Below are 15,758 nucleotides of genomic sequence, written 5' to 3' on the forward strand. Positions count from 1 at the left end.
CCCGGAATTCTCCCCGTGCTTCGGCGGAGGTCAACTTAAGGCGGTGGACGGGAATGTTCCTAGCGCCGCATGGAATGGGAGCTACCGATCCCATTGCTTATCGATTGCTCGCCATCGTCTGTTCAACGCTTAGGTGCCATTCTGTCTTACGCCGGTATCCGCGGATCGCAAGGCTTGGCAGGAGTGCGGTTTGCCCGAAGGCAAGCGCCGAGAATTCCGATTCCGGCATTTGGAGTTGTGTTACGCTCGATTAAAAGTCGAGTGCCTGCCATGGCTTCACATCTTCAATGTGAGAAGGATTCGAACCTCCATATTGGGGAGGCTTACGCCGCCCATCTCTGCAGCATACCGGAAGCGAGCGCTTCGGCACTGCGGGATCATTCCGAAATCCCGGCAATCGCAGGATGGCGCCATTCGTAAGCCCCATTAATTGACTAGGTGAATCATTAATGGGACGAAGTTCAGATGATTTTCCGAAGCGTTCTGAAAGCAGGTTTCGTGAACAAATGCGTATTGTCGTCTATTCATGATTGTCACCAATATTTCAAGTAAATTTGGGGACTCCGACGGGACTCGAACCCGCACTGACCAGATTGAAAGTCTGGTGACTTAAGCCATTTTGTCAACGGAGTCATGGGTTGGTGGGAGCAGAAGGACTTGAACCTCCAAGGTGATCATCACATTCGGTTTACAGCCGAAGACGCTACCATTACGCTCTATACTCCCATAATTGGTGCTGCACCCTTGATTCGAACAAGGCACCTCTCCGGTATCAGCGGAGTGCTCTAACCAAATGAGCTAGTACAGCGGATTGGCAGGGATAACAGGACTCGAACCTGTATGTGGACGGTTAACAGCCGTCTGCCTTACCGAATTGGCTATATCCCTATATGGTCGGAACGGCAGGACTCGAACCTGCGACCTCTTGCTTCCAAGGCAAGCGCTCTAGCCAAGCTGAGCTACATCCCGATGGAGGATAGTAGCGGGTAATCCCCCGCTGATCTGTCGACCGCCATAACAGCAGCCTATTTGATGACGCCTATCCATAATGTTATTGGTTGCCCGAGCAGGGATCGAACCTGCGATCGATGATTCAAAGCCATCTGCCTTGCCGCTTGGCTATCGGGCAATATTGGGGAGACCAACCAGACTCGAACTGGTACTAACGGAGTCACAATCCGTCGCGTTCGCCTTTTCGCCATGGTCTCCATGGTGGTCGGAAAGGGATTCGAACCCCCATCGCGTGGCTCTTCAGGCCACCGCTCTACCGATTGGAGCTACCCGACCTTGGGTAATAAAAAAGCTACCTGTCCCCCGGCTAACCGCTGCTGCCAACTTCGGCAGAACGGAACTTCCGGATCTCAGGTAGCTCGATACGAATGGGGGATTACATCACCCGGTCAACGAAGATAAGCTTCGCCGCACACGCTGCGATCCGCTTCGTTGTTTCGTATATCGACTACCTAAGGAGTTATGAGGCAATAGGAAATCATAGAGATCGGCGTTATAATCTCGATTGATCTCATGTTCGATTGGTTGATAGTGAGGCTGCTTGCTGTTTCTCATCGTTATCCCCTTGCCTTCCTGTGAGTAGATTTGAAAAAAGACCACTTCCGCCCATTCGACCTTTCCCCACGGCATTTCGGCCATAGAAAAAGACCACTTGGCATCAAGTCGTCTTTACGAAGTACGCTTATGTAGATTTTGCCGGTATCCGATCAGGGTATGGAATTCCCCCGAAGAACCGTTCGTCTATCGCGTCCGTAAAGCTCTTGATTATGAAATTCGATGTCGGTAAAATGAGGCTCCTGCCGTGTATAACCGATCGCTAGCTGCTTATCTTGATGCGTATCGTTACTTGCGAACGTCTCGGGGAATCTATTCATTTTCCTTCACCTCTTCGTTTCGAATTTGTTTACGAGGCTTATCATAGCATCGCCGATTTTGCGTTGTCAACCATTATTTTTTAGTTTTGGAAATATATCTCTTATTCTTCGAAAATAATAAGGGCTGCTTGCATGTCGCCTTCTTCTGCGGGAGGGGACGATCCTTCGCCCGAACCCAACAAAAAAAGGCTGCTATGCCAGCAGCCCGTTGCTCTTAATCAAACATTATGACCCTTATGAAAAGGGGCTTAATATTCCTCAGAGAAAGGTTTGCTGACGGATCGAAGTTCTGCTGCATGCGGAATTAGGCGGTAATCCGTCTCGGGATTCCACTGGTGATTAAACTCGATGCTCACATACAATCCAGCCTTCTTCATATTCATCCGTCTCCTCTCTCAGGTAATGTGCTAAATCATAAAGCATCTAGAAAAAAGTGTCAATCTTTTTTTGATTCGCCGCACATACCATCTTGCTGCTGTCGATGATTGTGTGAATGGCTCGATCGGATTCATCAACAGATGAATATCCACTTAAAGGTAAATACCAACAACGAAAGATCAATATGCTTAACTAAGATGCAATTATTATATATTTTATTGGATATATGTAAATTTTTGCGTTCTCTTAATCATATAAAGCATCTATAATGGCATTTGGTTGTAGAAATATTTGGAATAAATCCCTCAACAACATGAAATGTAATCTATTCAAACTAGATTATATATAAACAGCTTAGAAGGGTGATGACAGTGAAAAACTCAATTAAGGTTGTAGCTTTGGCATTTTTAAGTTTCACTTTGCTTGCTGGCATTATTGGCTGCAGTAATTCCGATAATAATGAGCAAGAAAAAGGATCTACCGACCAACAAGTGACCTTAAAGTTTGTTTGGTGGGGATCCGAAGGAAGAAAAGAAAGTACGCTAAAGGTCATCGAGCTTTACAAGAAGGATAATCCGCATGTGAATTTCGAGACTGAAGTGTTAGCTAATACAGGCGAGATGGCTACTCAACTAGCAATCCAAACCGCTAACCAGTCCACTGCCGATATTATTCAAGCTGATTATAATTTTATCTTCAACTATATCAACCGCGATCTTATCGAACCTCTTGATCCTTTTGTGAAAGACGGCATCATAAGCCTTGCGGATATTGATAAATCCTATTTAACCCCAGGCATGAAAGACGATCAATTATACGCTCTTACGATAGGCAACAATTCTACAACATTTATTTACGACTCCCAACTGTTCGCAAAAGCAGGCGTGCCCGTTCCTAATGAAGGATACACCATTGATGAACTCTATCAAACGTTGCGTTTATTGAAACAGAACATCGATTCTCCCGATTTTTATCCTCTAGGGAATATGATCGACGTGTTCTATTATATGAGAGCTAGAGGAGCCTCCATGTACAATAAGGATGCCACTGCGCTCGGTTATCAAGATGACCAGTTGATGGCCGATTATTTTGCGTTGAACAAAAAATGGCGTGACGAAGGGCTCCTTGGAAATTCATCCGCTAAAGTGAGCAACGACGAGAGTCACCCCATCGTGTCCGGCAAAACTGCATTATTTTCCGTCTCCTCTAACTCTATTAATACATTGAGTAAAATCTCAGGGCAATCTTTGAGACTTCTTCCCTATCCGAAAATAACAAAAGAGCATGAAGGGAATTTCATTAAACCCTCTATGTTTTTAGCTATGTCTTCGTATTCCAACCATAAAGAAGAAGCAGCTAAGTTTATTGACTTCTTCTTAAACAACGAAGACGCTAACGATATATTGAATGGGGAACGCGGAGTCCCGGTATCCAGCAAAATTGCAACGAGACTATCTGCAAAGCTCGATGAAACAGGCAAAGAGCAATATCGATTCTTGGATTACCTTACAGCTAACTCCAAACCGATAGATCCTCCCTACCCATCCAACCATGTCGTTATCAGCAAAGCTTATGACATGGCTCTTAAGCAGGTAACGGATGGGAATCTAACTCCGGTGCAAGCCGCACAACAATATAGGAACCAAGCGAAAGAGTATTTGGTTGGAGAAGGTGAGGGATCAGGCGAATGAGAAGTTTCTTCAAAAAATTCACGATACGAAAGAAATTATACGGCGGATTTGGTCTAGTGCTCTTACTCTTGGCGATAATGTCTACGACCAGCTATGAATACTTGGTGAAGGTAAACGATTCTTATACGGATCTCATTGATAACGAATCAAGAACCCTTCTATTAATCAAAGACTTGAATATTGCTGTTGAAAGCGAAAATTCAAACTTATCTATGTTTCTCCTCACCCACGACCAAAAAAGCTTGGATGCCTTCAAGCAATCGCAAGCCCGGTTCAATGTCGCTCTGACAGAGCTTAAAACGATGATCACGGATCGGAGCGACAAACAAATCCTGGCCGGCTTGGATCTGTTGCAGGATCAGTTTAGCAGTGCTGCATTACAAATGATTGATGCCAAGAACCAAAACAATACAGAGTCCTATTTGGAAATGTCCGTTACGCAAGGTCCATTGCTAGAGGCATTTACAAGTACGGCTAATCGATTCGTAAAGATGAAGCAGGAGGCTTTGGACAACGAGGCCGGCGCTACATACGATGAAGTCGGACAGACTAAAATATTAGTAATCGTCTTCACTCTTGTCACTCTAGTAATAGGAGTAATTGCATCGGTATCGATTAGCAGAGCGATTTCAATCCCAATCATAAAGCTTCGCGCGATGGCTTCTAAAATTGCGGAAGGTGATTTGCGCGATACTCATGTAACCGTTAAAAATAACGATGAGATTGGCGAATTGGCTAAAGCGTTTAATCTAATGGCGAACAATCTTCGCGATCTCATTTACGATGTCGGAACGAATGCCGAACAAGTGGCCGCCTCTTCCGAGCAGTTAACTGCAAGCGCGGATCAAACCGGACAAGTAACGGAGCATGTTGCTCAAATCACGGAGAACTTGGCGGAAGGAACTGAAAAACAAGTTCACAGCATTGAAGGAAGCGTATCCCTTGTTCATCAGATGGACGAGGAAGCTAAAAACATCGCGAATCGTGCTTCTAGGGTAACGGAATCCGCGCAGTACGCGTCTCAAGTCGCTTCAGAGGGCGGGACAGCCGTTCAAACAGCGGTAAATCAGATGTCTTCCGTGCAAACCAATGTCGGAGAAATTACAAAAGTCGTCACCGCGTTAGGAGAAAGAACGAGCGAGATCGGAGAAATCATTGCCATTATCACGGATATTGCTGCCCAAACTAACCTCTTGTCCCTGAACGCAGCAATAGAGGCCGCACGCGCCGGAGAAAATGGCAGAGGCTTCGCCGTCGTAGCCGGCGAAGTCCGTAAACTTGCCGAACAAACCGCTCAGTCTGGTAAACAGGTGTCCGAGGTGATTGGAGCCATTCAATCCGAAACCATGCAAACGATAGAGATGGTTATTCAAGGTGAGAAAGAGATTCTAGAAGGAATCGAGGCTGTGAACAATGCCGGTGCTTCCTTCACGCAAATCCAAGAGTCTATCCAAGAAGTAAACGAACAAATTAAAGAAGTGTCCGATTCCTCGGTTGAAATGTCGCTCGAAATGCAGCAATTGGTTTCTGCTTTTGATGAAATGTATCAAATAACGCAAGCCACCGCCGAAGGAACCCATAGTGTATCCGCATCAACTCAAGAACAGCTTGCAAGCGTCGAAGAGATCGCCGGTTCTTCAAAAGAGTTGGCAAATCTCGCTCAAAAGTTGCAGGAAAGCATAGAGAAATTTTCGGTTTAATAATTGTTCGCGATATTGGAAGCACTTGAGCAATTAGAAAGGATAGAGGGATCAGACAACATCTGATTCTCTATCCTTTTCTTTTTGTTAATCGTTGTTTATTGAACTATCGTTCCCCGTTAGTTCAATTTCTTTTTGCATGGTGCTGATAATGCACCATATGCAGCACCCAGGGCAGTTTGCTTAATGGTATTTACTGCTTTATTTACTGTTCTTGAAAGTCCATTTCTGATCCCCTTATATGGTAACCATCCTTATCATGTGTGATAACTCTTATGTAATTACTGTTTGCATCAATAACCCATACAGTATCTTTATCCATTTGAACTGTAGAAACTTGTTGAGGTATTGGTGTTAAAGGTATCCCTTGAACTGTTACTGATTGAGATTGATTGTTAAGCTTATTTACCGCCCAAATCGTTAGAACTGTGAGCCAAATCATAATAATTAATGGATATATATTTTTCATCGACAAACTAATCCCCCCTCACGATTATCTTAGAGCGTGGGCATATATCAAAGAATGTTGCAGATTATTTCCGTTTTCATGGATTATAGAGTTTTAATGCTTCCAGCCTTTTTGCTCGCTCAAACGCTTTATGTAAAAACTCTTTAGCCGATAAATCCTCATAATCCCAATTCATGGCCTCTATTGCAGTCGCGCCTGTATAATCCGTTTCCGCAATTTTTTTCATTGTCGTAGACCAATCAATCGTGCCGTCAAAGGGTAACCCGTGTTGGGCATAACTTCCGTTATTATCATGTAAATGTAGTGCCATTAACCGGGAACCGTACATGGCTAATAAATCATCGCCTGGATAATGACGGTAGTGATGTCCGCAGTCATAACAGAATCCGATACGCAGGGAATCCACTTGCTCCAGCACATATGCCAAATTGGTAAGGTTCCATAAATTCTCCAGTGCAACATTGACACCAAGCTGTTCAGCTTTTTCAGTGATTCTCTTGATTCTATCCAGTCCCAATGTGTTATATGGATTATTTTCGTTGGGCAAGTGCACCACCATTGTCGGAATCTCAAATTCGGCGCAATCTGCAACACATTGCAAATAGCAATCAGTTACAGTTTCACCGTCCAGATTGTCAAGCCAGAGGTTGTTTTCGTTATGGACTGGTGTGTGGATGTTTTCTATAAAAAGACCCGCTTCTCGCGCAATTTGCGGCCCGTTGCGGTAATCGTTCCGACCAAAGCAGTCACGACCAAAGCCATCACTCCACCATAATAAAACGCCATCAAATCCAGCTTCTTTTATTAACTGATAACGTTCCTTAATCGGCAAATCATAGCCAAACCAATCATAAATGGTAATCATAGGCCTCTTCCTTTCTTGCTTTTTCCGTCATAGCTTTTAATGGTGTGCCATCCGCAAACCTTTCATGTTTATTTCTACACTCAAGATTTGATTTCCTTTATTTGTAACAACCCTACCCTTTACTTCAACAAATAAAAAAGACCCATTGTAATAAACAGAAGGCAGCCTGATAATTGGCTGCCTTCTGATTCTATCACCATACACAAAACGGAATTAATGAGCACGTGCCTGAAACAAGACGAGATAAGATTCATCATCAGAAGCTGTTGATTTCCTGCCCTTTCCCCAGCCTACTCGTTCTCGATAGCTGCCAAGAAGCTTATCTTCAATGACGGCAGCTTCCTGGATTTTCTCAACGCTATCTGCATTAGGAACCACATAGAGTGCATCTACAGGGCAATATAGTTCGCACATAAAGCAAGTCTGGCAATCGGATTGTCTGGCAATGATGGGAATACTGTTTTTCACTTCCTGAAAAACGTTAGTCGGACAGATCCTTACGCACTGGTTGCAGCTTATGCATCGGTCGGCACTTAATACTTCGATCATGCTTTTGCTGCCTCCTCTATATTGCTGTTATACGGTGCAGCATTAGGCTTTACCCATATTTGATCCAAGCCGCCGCTAAGCAATCGGTAGTGCTGAGCTGTATCTCGCTGAGGGTAATCCGTGCGTACGTGCATTCCCCGTGTCTCCCGTCTTGCCAGTCCGCTTTCATACATCCATCTGGCTGTAGCCGTCATCGCCGCAACTTCTCTAACACCGAGTCTGCTGCCTTCGACTGTCCGAACACCCTGCTTGATTTCATACCACAACTGATTTAGGCGTCCAAGGGAATCTGTCAAACCCTGTTCGCTACGGAACCAATTGCGATCACATGGAAACACTTCGTTCTGTACTAGTTGAACTACTTCCTCCGTATTTATCCGGTTAGTAGAAGAAGCTGCTTGTGTGGGAACGCCTGAAAGCTCCGCTAACCCGCGGGCATTTCGCCGGAAACGATTGGCCCCTTGCTTTAAAGCAAACTGGGCTGCACCTTCCCCGGACCAATATCCCGATGACATCGCCCACGCTGCATTGTGGCTACCACCGCCTGTAAAACCTCCACATATGAGTTCACGAGTCGCCGCATCTCCAGCCGCGTACAGACCCGGAACTTTTGTTGCACAGGTTTCGTCAATGATGTTGATGCCTCCCGTGCCTCTAACAGTCCCCTCGTATCGCATTGCGACCGGAAACTTCTCTTTAAAGGGATTAATTTTCATTCTATCGAAGGATAAAAAGAAATTAGGCTGCGCTTTTCTCATCGATATCTGTAAGGATTCATCAGCTAGATCTAGACACGCATATACAGGCTCTTTAAGTAGCGTTTTGGCAATGATCGAGCGACCTCTGCGCGATCCGGCCCCTTCTATAACTCGACCATCCTCGTAATAGAACGTAGCATATTGAAAAAGCGCTGTTTTCGTTACCGATGAAAAATACGGTACAATTGCATAAGCGGTCGAAAACTCCATTCCCGAAAACTCGGCACCAGCTTCACCTGCCATCAGATAACCGTCCCCGGTCAGGACGTTGGTCCCTAGTGCTTTACTTAAGAATGCACAGCCCCCTGTGGCAATGACGACCGCTGCGGCATCAATGCGCCATGGCTGTTGTGTCTGCTCATTCATACCGACAGCTCCGGCAACACCATGACTGTCGGCGAGCAGCTCGAGTGCAGGGCTATGATCCAGAATGCGCACTCCAGCTTTTTGCACTCTTTTACGCATGAGACGCATATATTCAGGCCCCTGTACACTAATGTAACTTGGTCCTCCCGTCTGGTCGATGGGGAAAGGATAGCCCCAATCCCGAATTTGATGCATGTTCTGATAAGTCCGATCGAGGACTCGCAGCATCCACGGCCGCTCCGCTAGATTTCCGCCCATATCCATCCGGCTCATCATGGCTCGTTCACGCGCTTGCTCTTCAGGATTGACATACCAGATGGCAGTTCCCGATGGGGCTGTCGCGCCGCTAGTTCCGCAGTAACCCTTGTCAACAAGTATGGTGCTTGCACCCTGTTCTGCAGCAGTGATCGCTGCCCAAGTTCCAGCAGGTCCACCGCCAATGATTAGCACATCCGATTTAAGCTGCAGGGGTTCTTTAGCTTCTGTTCCCATATGATCCAGCCGCCTTTCATCGTTATTTATCTACCATTAAGAAACTCGATATCCATTCATCGTGGTTATTTAGCCACCCAATCTTCTATTTTAAATTCTTTTTTGGTCAACCCTTCTCCAATCAAAAACTCTTTAACCCCTTCCAACTGCTTCACTGTTTTATCCGTAAATGCCTGATCCGTTAATATGCTGATAGGGTAAAGCTTCCTTACATCTTCATTTGACATACCTACAATTTGAGTCATCCATTCATAATATTCCGTCTCATGCTGCTTCAAATCGGCAAGCGCTTTATCACGAGCTTCATTCCACACTTTAGGGAAGTCAGGGAATTTGTTAAGGAAATCCTCCATTACAACCAATACACTCGACCCTGCCAAATGAGGCGTATCGTCTGATTTATGAAGTATTGGATAACCTTGATTAATCAAGGCCAAGGCATCTTTACCAAATCCTACGTTTGCGTCAATATCGCCTCTTGCAATCGCTGCAGCTGCATCGGAGCCGAGCATATGTACGAGCTTATAATTGGTGATACCCTGTTCTTTAAGCAGACCGATAATATACCGGTGACTATAAGAACCTTTAGGAACGGCGATAGTTTTCCCTTCAAGATCCTTCAGTGTTACAGGGCCATTTTTCTTACCAATTACAAATGCTTTAAGGCCGGAGTTGATTTGACCAACAAGGCGCGTCTTGGCTCCTCCCGAATAAGCAATAATGGCTGGCGTATCGCCGATCACACCAGCGTTAAGACGCCCGCTAATGAGCGCTTCCGATTGATCCGGGCCATTAGGGAAGCCGAAAGTGTTGATTTGTTCAATTCCGTGTTTTTTTAGTTCTTCCTGAATAATGCCTTTATGAAGTCCCCAGCCTTCCGCACCTGTTGGTAAATTAAGTGTATTGGAGCCGATATAACCAAAATTAAGAACAGTAGGAACAGTGTTGTTATCCCCTGACTTCCCACTGCAAGCTTGTAAAAGAAAAATGGAAAAGAGCAGTATGACCGTAATAGTTAATCGCAGGGTTAGGTTTCGATGATTCTGAGTAGTATTTCTTTTCACAGTTTTATGTCCCCTTCTATTCTCATTTTCACGTATCAAAGAACCGGCATTAACCAGATAGAATCAGCCTTGATAGCTATCCCGCCAATGCAACAGTGTCCGTTCCAGAAGTTTAATCAACGTATCGAGAAGTTTTCCGACAACGGCAAAAACGATAATGCCAACAAAAATCACTTCGGGCTTGAGGTTTTGCTTTGCCTCATTGATTAAAAAGCCAACCCCATTATAGGCTCCTACATATTCTGCCAAGACAAGGCTGATCCAGGAAACTGCAATAGAGGTTCTGAGCCCCATAAAAATATTTGGCAATGCTGCTGGCAGCATAAGATGGGTGATACGTTGCCATTTGTTATATTGCAGAATTTCAGCAACTTCGAATAACTGGTTATCGACGTTGCGAATCCCCATGTAAGTATTGATATAAAGTGGAAACAACGCTCCAAAAGCTATAATGACGATTTTAGATTCTTCCCCAAAGCCAAACCATAGTGTAATGAGAGGGGCAAGGGCCAGATGCGGCACCACTCTCAGCACTTGCATACTAGGATCGATCAAATAATCGATCTTGCGTATAATTCCAGCAAGAATGCCCAGCCCAAAGCCCAACAGGCCGCCTGTCAAAAAACCATATACTACACGCTCTAAACTGTAGCCGATATGGGATAACAATTCGCCAGAAATCAACATTCGCCCAAAAACCTCTATGACGGAAGTTAGTGAAGGTAAAAGTGTTTTCGGTACGCTGCCGATCCAATCAATGAAGATCCATACTGTCAAAATAATAGCTGGCAATATGAGCCCTTGAAGGGAGTCGACTGAAAATAAGAGCAAGCGTTTCCTGGTTTGAGAGGTGGAGGGCTCCGAAGTATTTGCATTCACTTGCCCCAAGACGAGATCACTGCCTCCAGTGCGGTTGCTTTTTCGCTGCCAGCTGGAAATCCCGCGGTCTGTATGCAGCGGTTCGTTTGTTGAGCTACTCATTAGTTCCCCTCCTTACCTGTTGATGGTAGCCTGCCAGCGGAGCAGTTTTTGCTGCAGCAGTCTGATTAAGCTGTCAGCCGTGAGACCAAGAATGCCTAACAAAATAATGCCGACGAATACCACCGGCGTATCTGCAAACTGTCGAGCATCGGACATCATATAACCAATCCCAGAAGTTGATGCGATTAATTCAGCAACGACCAGCCCCAGCCATGAAATGCCGAATGAAATCCGTACGCCTAACAAAATATTAGGCAGCGCAGCTGGAAGAACAAGATGGATAATTTGTTTGAAGCGGCTATATCCTAGCACATACGTTACTTCAAACAGCTTATTGTTTACGTTCCGAATACCTAAAAACGTATTGATATAGAGCTGAAAAAAGGTGGCTTCGGCAATAATGAGAGTCTTCGATAACTCACCAATTCCGAACCAGAGCACGAATAACGGTACAATCGCTAAGCTTGGGATCATGCGAATCATCTGAATAGTCGGATCAAGCAGTCTCTCTGTTCGTCTGAATAAGCCAACGGCAATGCCAAATAAAAATCCGAGGCTTCCTCCGATTAGAAAACCCGTTAACACACGCCAAAGACTAATACTCACATGTTCCCAAAGGAAACCAGATTTAGCGAGGTTCATGAATGTTATCCCTATCGTGTAAGGAGTCGGAAAAAGCAAATCCGATATCAGTCCATAATCCCCTAAATACTGCCAAATAAGTAAAGTAGAAATCGGAAAAACCAAGGCCAGAAGCAAGAGGGTCCATTTCCCCGGAGCTTTATTGGTCTTTGCGTTAGCAGTTATTTTGTTGGATACGCTCAATATGCACTCCCTCTTTGAAGTTTAATTTGTGTTTCAAATATACAATCGCCATTGGAATGGTAGAAGGGTATAAAAGAAGTTTGACAAACGAGTATGAATTGGAAGGAAAAGCATGATGCAGATTGATAATTAGCGGGCACGACTCATTCTAAACCGACTATTCCCAGTTGTCAAGTTGCATTAGTTTTCACGTTTTATTCTAGATTAATACATATTGACACCCTTTATTGCGGAGTGATAGCTTATAATTACTATGTTATTAGTCGGATATAAACTTATAGAGGTGATCATGTGAATTCATCGGCATTGCTCAATATTCGAGATCTAGATAAACAGTTTTTAACAGGAAAAGGAACTGTACACGCACTCCGTGATATTAATTTAAATATTAAAGAGGGAGAGTTTGTGACCGTTATTGGTCCTAGCGGATGCGGCAAAAGCACATTGCTACGCATCATTGCCGGGCTGGACAAAACCTATTCCGGTTTCGTTGGACTTAACGGCGAGCAGATCACAGGACCGGGGATTGATAAAGGATTTGTATTTCAAGAGCACCGGTTATTTCCGTGGCTGACTGTTGAAAAGAACATAGCGGCTGATTTGTCGTTGCGCAACAAGAATGTCCGAGAGAAGGTTGATAACTTAATTGAGCTGGTGAAGCTGAAAGGCTTCGAGAAATCATACCCGCGTGAACTGTCGGGAGGGATGGCACAACGTGTTTCTATCGCGCGCGCATTGTTACGGAATCCAAAGGTTCTGCTGCTTGACGAGCCGTTCGGCGCGCTTGATGCCTTTACCAGATCGCATATGCAGGAAGTACTGCTCGATATTTGGCGGACTAACCAAACAACGATGGTTTTTGTAACACATGATATTGATGAGGCTATTTTTCTCGCAAATCGAGTTGTTATACTAAAGCCTCGTCCCGGGGAAATCAGCTCCATTGTTCCGGTTAATTTATCGTATCCGAGGAAAAAAGCATCAGCTGAATTTCAAAGCCTGCGCTTACAAATCTTGAGCCAATTTGAGTCGGCCGAGCACAACGTGTTGATAGACGGAGCGGGTATTTAACGGGTAATGGTTTGAAGAAGCCACGCCTACAAACCGAGCGAAATACCGGGTAACTTAAGCCCGGATTTTCCGGTGCGGAAATATCTTATGGACGCGTAGCGACTTATATATTCCGCTCCAATAATGTCCCCAATTGCTCCGCCAGGACTTGATGGGTGACAGGCCTCTCATGAGAGAACCACCACTCCACTACCCCCAATTGAGCCGAAGCAATAAACTGAACGAGCACATCCTCAACTAACCCCTGATTTTTACCCTTGGTTACATCCAATTCACCCTTCAACTCTTCAACAAGAAAATCAAGGAATCGATTGCGGAAATGCGGAGCGCCTCTACTGGCTAACATCATTGAAAAGAACGGGTAATTACTTTCAAAATATTCTGCCCAGATTAGCGTCGCACTTACCAAATCCAAATCCGCCGCTGACTCGCACAGTCCTCTAAGTTCGTTAATATGCGATTCGATCAGCTTGTCCAGCAGATCGAATTTGTCCGCATAATGAAGGTAGATCGTACCGCGACTGACATTAGCCTTGTCGGATAGATCTTGGATCGTGATATCATCGAGATTTTTTTGAGCCATCAATTCAAGGATCGCATTCTTTAAGGCTTCCTGTGTTTTGCGTATACGTCGATCGACTTTAGCCATTTCAGTGTCCACCATTCTTTCTGTAGATACTATACAAAAACCGTTGATCTGTTCACTAATTAACAAATCCAGCTACTTTAACAATTGTATGTTTTTCGGGTTCTGCCTAAAATTATATACAGACGTTCATTTATATATCAAGATTCAATATTTGATTATAGTTTGGTAATTGAGAGTACAAAGGGGAAGGAAATGTGAAAGCAATATGATTTCAGTATTCGGCGGCAACCCAAGTAACGACCAAAAAGAACGATATCGCAGGTTTGATAACTATGTAAACGGGAAGTTTATGAACCAGGTGCCTACCAGTCTAGCCATGCGTGCATCCGATTATTTCTCACTGATTAAGGATTCGATTTCAAGGGCTAAAGATCGTAAGCCTTCCGGTAAGCTTCCTGTTTCGAATTTAGACTGGAGCAAAATCAAAAGTGAAGAAGATAGTATAACTTGGTTCGGACATTCTGCTTTCTTACTCAGTATCGATAATAAAAAGCTGTTTGTAGACCCGATGCTGGGGCCAGTGGCGTCACCTGTTTCTTTTGCAGGAAGCAAACGCTATAGCGAAGATATACTGTATATCATTGATGAATTGCCTCCAATCGATGCTGTCTTAATTACCCATGATCACTACGATCACTTAGATTATCCCTCTATATTAAAGCTAAAGGACAAGGTCGGACATTTTTTTGTTCCTTATGGTGTAAGTGCTCACTTGCTCCGATGGGGCGTTGCAAAAGAAAAAATTACTGAGCTGAATTGGTGGGATGAAACGGAATTCCAAGGTTTAACTATTGCACTGACTCCGTCTAAACACTTTTCCGGCAGAGGGCTCTTTAATCGGGATACGACTTTATGGGGAGGATGGGTCATTCTAGGGAACAAAACCCGTTTCTTTACCAGCGGCGATGGTGGCTACGATACGCATTTTGAGGAGATTGGAAAGAAGTATGGCCCCTTTGATCTGGCACTAATTGAAGGGGGACAGTATGATAGGCGCTGGTCTTGGGTCCATATGACCCCTGAAGAAGCCGTGAAGGCACATAGGGATGTAAATGGGGAAAATATGATGTTGATTCATTGGGGAGCCTTTACCCTTGCTTATCATAGTTGGACGGAACCGATTGAAAGAGCCTTAATCGAAGCAAAGAAAACAAATGTGAATCTCATTGCTACTCAAGTCGGCGATACCGTTGCTTTGAATGGGGAGTTGTTGGCTCCTGCTTTGTCATGGTGGAAAGAGAAAGGAGACTATTAATGCGACAGTACAAAGTGATCTGCCATATGGTGACTTCATTGGATGGAAAGATCGACGGGAATTACTTTGAAACGCCAAGCTCGGACTATTTTGGACAAGCGTATGAAAACATTCATCAAAAATATAATCCTAAGGCGTGGATTTGTGGACGCGTAACTTTTGAAAACCACGTGACCTATGGGAAACAGTTAGATTTATCTAAATATCCGAATACCGATGTTTCTCGTGAAGACTTTATTACGGATACAACCGCTGCCGCATACGCCATTGCCATTGATCCATCAGGCATACTAGGATGGGAACAAGGCACGATCGGTGAAGATTATGAAGAGCGCCGCGGACAACCTATCATCACCGTGTTAAGCGAAAATGTTAGCAATCCATATTTGGCACACCTTCGGGCAATCGGCGTTTCCTATATATTCGCGGGAAAAAGCAACAAGTTAGACTTAAAATTGGCGCTTGATAAAATCAACCGGTACTACAACATAACCGAATTTATGCTCGAAGGCGGCGGGTCTATCAATGGTTCGTTCTTAAGTGCCGGGTTAGTAGATGAATTAAGTTTGATACTAGCTCCGATGGTAGAAGGAACTAATCATTCCGTTTCGCTATTTGAATATGGCGACAATCCGTTTCAACCTGGGGTTGAGTTTACTTTAGAAAAAGTAGAACCTCTTGAAAATAGCGGATTATGGTTATGCTATCGATTGAAACAGTGAAACTGCCTGGTTATGGGCGAAATCGAACGAAGGCACC

At 44.5% G+C, this 15,758-nt stretch carries 17 protein-coding genes and 8 tRNA genes; 6 read left to right on the plus strand and 19 right to left on the minus strand.

What is annotated here, in order from left to right; all coding sequences use genetic code 11:
• Positions 1 to 69: 69 nt before the first annotated feature.
• Positions 70 to 420, plus strand: coding sequence for a hypothetical protein (locus L3D05_RS12170; RefSeq protein WP_239616324.1), 351 nt, complete (start codon positions 70 to 72; stop codon positions 418 to 420).
• Between the two features lie 135 nt (positions 421 to 555).
• Here the strand turns inward: L3D05_RS12170 and L3D05_RS12175 are convergent.
• From L3D05_RS12175 to L3D05_RS26465, 11 genes are all read right to left on the minus strand, one after another.
• Positions 556 to 633, minus strand: a tRNA-Glu gene (locus tag L3D05_RS12175).
• Between the two features lie 6 nt (positions 634 to 639).
• Positions 640 to 726 (minus strand) — tRNA-Tyr (locus L3D05_RS12180).
• A 5-nt stretch (positions 727 to 731) separates the two neighbouring features.
• A tRNA-Ile gene (locus tag L3D05_RS12185) sits at positions 732 to 808 on the minus strand.
• Between the two features lie 4 nt (positions 809 to 812).
• A tRNA-Asn gene (locus tag L3D05_RS12190) sits at positions 813 to 888 on the minus strand.
• A 3-nt stretch (positions 889 to 891) separates the two neighbouring features.
• A tRNA-Pro gene (locus L3D05_RS12195) sits at positions 892 to 969 on the minus strand.
• An 86-nt stretch (positions 970 to 1,055) separates the two neighbouring features.
• Positions 1,056 to 1,129 (minus strand) — tRNA-Gln (locus L3D05_RS12200).
• A gap of 4 nt (positions 1,130 to 1,133) precedes the next feature.
• Positions 1,134 to 1,208 (minus strand) — tRNA-His (locus L3D05_RS12205).
• Between the two features lie 2 nt (positions 1,209 to 1,210).
• Positions 1,211 to 1,287: transfer RNA gene (locus L3D05_RS12210), tRNA-Phe, on the minus strand.
• A gap of 105 nt (positions 1,288 to 1,392) precedes the next feature.
• Entirely contained in the window at positions 1,393 to 1,650 is a 258-nt protein-coding gene (locus tag L3D05_RS12215; RefSeq protein WP_239616325.1) for a hypothetical protein, read from the minus strand.
• 68 nt (positions 1,651 to 1,718) lie between these two features.
• Positions 1,719 to 1,886 carry a hypothetical protein gene (locus L3D05_RS12220; RefSeq protein WP_239616326.1) on the minus strand — a complete coding sequence of 56 codons (168 nt, stop codon included), beginning with the start codon at positions 1,884 to 1,886 and terminating at the stop codon, positions 1,719 to 1,721.
• Positions 1,887 to 2,134: 248 nt separating this feature from the next.
• The gene (locus tag L3D05_RS26465) at positions 2,135 to 2,263 is read right to left on the minus strand and encodes a hypothetical protein (RefSeq protein WP_255807478.1); all 129 of its coding nucleotides are present in this window, start codon (positions 2,261 to 2,263) and stop codon (positions 2,135 to 2,137) included.
• A 372-nt stretch (positions 2,264 to 2,635) separates the two neighbouring features.
• On the opposite strand from L3D05_RS26465, the gene L3D05_RS12225 reads away from it, so the two are divergent.
• Positions 2,636 to 3,955 carry an ABC transporter substrate-binding protein gene (locus tag L3D05_RS12225; RefSeq protein WP_239616327.1) on the plus strand — a complete coding sequence of 440 codons (1,320 nt, stop codon included), beginning with the start codon at positions 2,636 to 2,638 and terminating at the stop codon, positions 3,953 to 3,955.
• Positions 3,952 to 5,655 (plus strand): methyl-accepting chemotaxis protein, encoded by a 1,704-nt coding sequence (locus L3D05_RS12230; RefSeq protein WP_239616328.1) that lies wholly within the window; start codon positions 3,952 to 3,954, stop codon positions 5,653 to 5,655. Before L3D05_RS12225 ends, L3D05_RS12230 begins: the two co-directional genes overlap by 4 nt.
• Before the next feature lie 205 nt (positions 5,656 to 5,860).
• Here L3D05_RS12230 and L3D05_RS12235 read toward each other — a convergent pair whose 3' ends face one another.
• The 7 genes from L3D05_RS12235 to L3D05_RS12265 form a co-directional block, all read right to left on the minus strand.
• The gene (locus tag L3D05_RS12235; RefSeq protein ID WP_239616329.1) at positions 5,861 to 6,130 is read right to left on the minus strand and encodes a hypothetical protein; all 270 of its coding nucleotides are present in this window, start codon (positions 6,128 to 6,130) and stop codon (positions 5,861 to 5,863) included.
• Positions 6,131 to 6,200: 70 nt separating this feature from the next.
• Complete coding sequence (locus L3D05_RS12240) at positions 6,201 to 6,989, minus strand: sugar phosphate isomerase/epimerase family protein (protein WP_239616330.1); 789 nt, start codon at positions 6,987 to 6,989, stop codon at positions 6,201 to 6,203.
• 213 nt (positions 6,990 to 7,202) lie between these two features.
• Positions 7,203 to 7,538, minus strand: a complete 336-nt coding sequence (locus tag L3D05_RS12245) for a 4Fe-4S dicluster domain-containing protein (RefSeq protein WP_239616331.1) — start codon at positions 7,536 to 7,538, stop codon at positions 7,203 to 7,205.
• Positions 7,535 to 9,154 (minus strand): FAD-dependent oxidoreductase, encoded by a 1,620-nt coding sequence (locus tag L3D05_RS12250; RefSeq protein WP_239616332.1) that lies wholly within the window; start codon positions 9,152 to 9,154, stop codon positions 7,535 to 7,537. The genes L3D05_RS12245 and L3D05_RS12250 overlap by 4 nt, the downstream gene beginning before the upstream one ends.
• Before the next feature lie 65 nt (positions 9,155 to 9,219).
• Positions 9,220 to 10,218 carry an ABC transporter substrate-binding protein gene (locus L3D05_RS12255; RefSeq protein WP_239616333.1) on the minus strand — a complete coding sequence of 333 codons (999 nt, stop codon included), beginning with the start codon at positions 10,216 to 10,218 and terminating at the stop codon, positions 9,220 to 9,222.
• Between the two features lie 63 nt (positions 10,219 to 10,281).
• A complete protein-coding gene (locus L3D05_RS12260; protein WP_239616334.1) occupies positions 10,282 to 11,199 on the minus strand; it encodes an ABC transporter permease in 918 nt (305 codons plus the stop codon).
• A 12-nt stretch (positions 11,200 to 11,211) separates the two neighbouring features.
• Positions 11,212 to 12,024, minus strand: a complete 813-nt coding sequence (locus tag L3D05_RS12265) for an ABC transporter permease (protein ID WP_239616335.1) — start codon at positions 12,022 to 12,024, stop codon at positions 11,212 to 11,214.
• Between the two features lie 291 nt (positions 12,025 to 12,315).
• Between L3D05_RS12265 and L3D05_RS12270 the strand changes: the two genes are divergently transcribed.
• Positions 12,316 to 13,095, plus strand: a complete 780-nt coding sequence (locus L3D05_RS12270; RefSeq protein WP_239616336.1) for an ABC transporter ATP-binding protein — start codon at positions 12,316 to 12,318, stop codon at positions 13,093 to 13,095.
• 103 nt (positions 13,096 to 13,198) lie between these two features.
• On the opposite strand, the gene L3D05_RS12275 is transcribed toward L3D05_RS12270, so the two are convergent.
• The gene (locus L3D05_RS12275; protein ID WP_239616337.1) at positions 13,199 to 13,744 is read right to left on the minus strand and encodes a TetR/AcrR family transcriptional regulator; all 546 of its coding nucleotides are present in this window, start codon (positions 13,742 to 13,744) and stop codon (positions 13,199 to 13,201) included.
• Between the two features lie 205 nt (positions 13,745 to 13,949).
• Here L3D05_RS12275 and L3D05_RS12280 point away from each other — a divergent pair, with 205 nt between their 5' ends.
• Together L3D05_RS12280 and L3D05_RS12285 are read left to right on the plus strand one after the other, a co-directional pair.
• Positions 13,950 to 14,999 (plus strand): MBL fold metallo-hydrolase, encoded by a 1,050-nt coding sequence (locus L3D05_RS12280; RefSeq protein ID WP_239616338.1) that lies wholly within the window; start codon positions 13,950 to 13,952, stop codon positions 14,997 to 14,999.
• Positions 14,999 to 15,721: a RibD family protein gene (locus L3D05_RS12285; protein WP_239616339.1), complete on the plus strand. Its 723-nt coding sequence runs from the start codon at positions 14,999 to 15,001 to the stop codon at positions 15,719 to 15,721. Before L3D05_RS12280 ends, L3D05_RS12285 begins: the two co-directional genes overlap by 1 nt.
• Positions 15,722 to 15,758: the final 37 nt, after the last annotated feature.

The sequence above is a fragment of the Cohnella mopanensis genome, assembly GCF_022352055.1.
Lineage (GTDB): Bacteria > Bacillota > Bacilli > Paenibacillales > Paenibacillaceae > Cohnella > Cohnella mopanensis.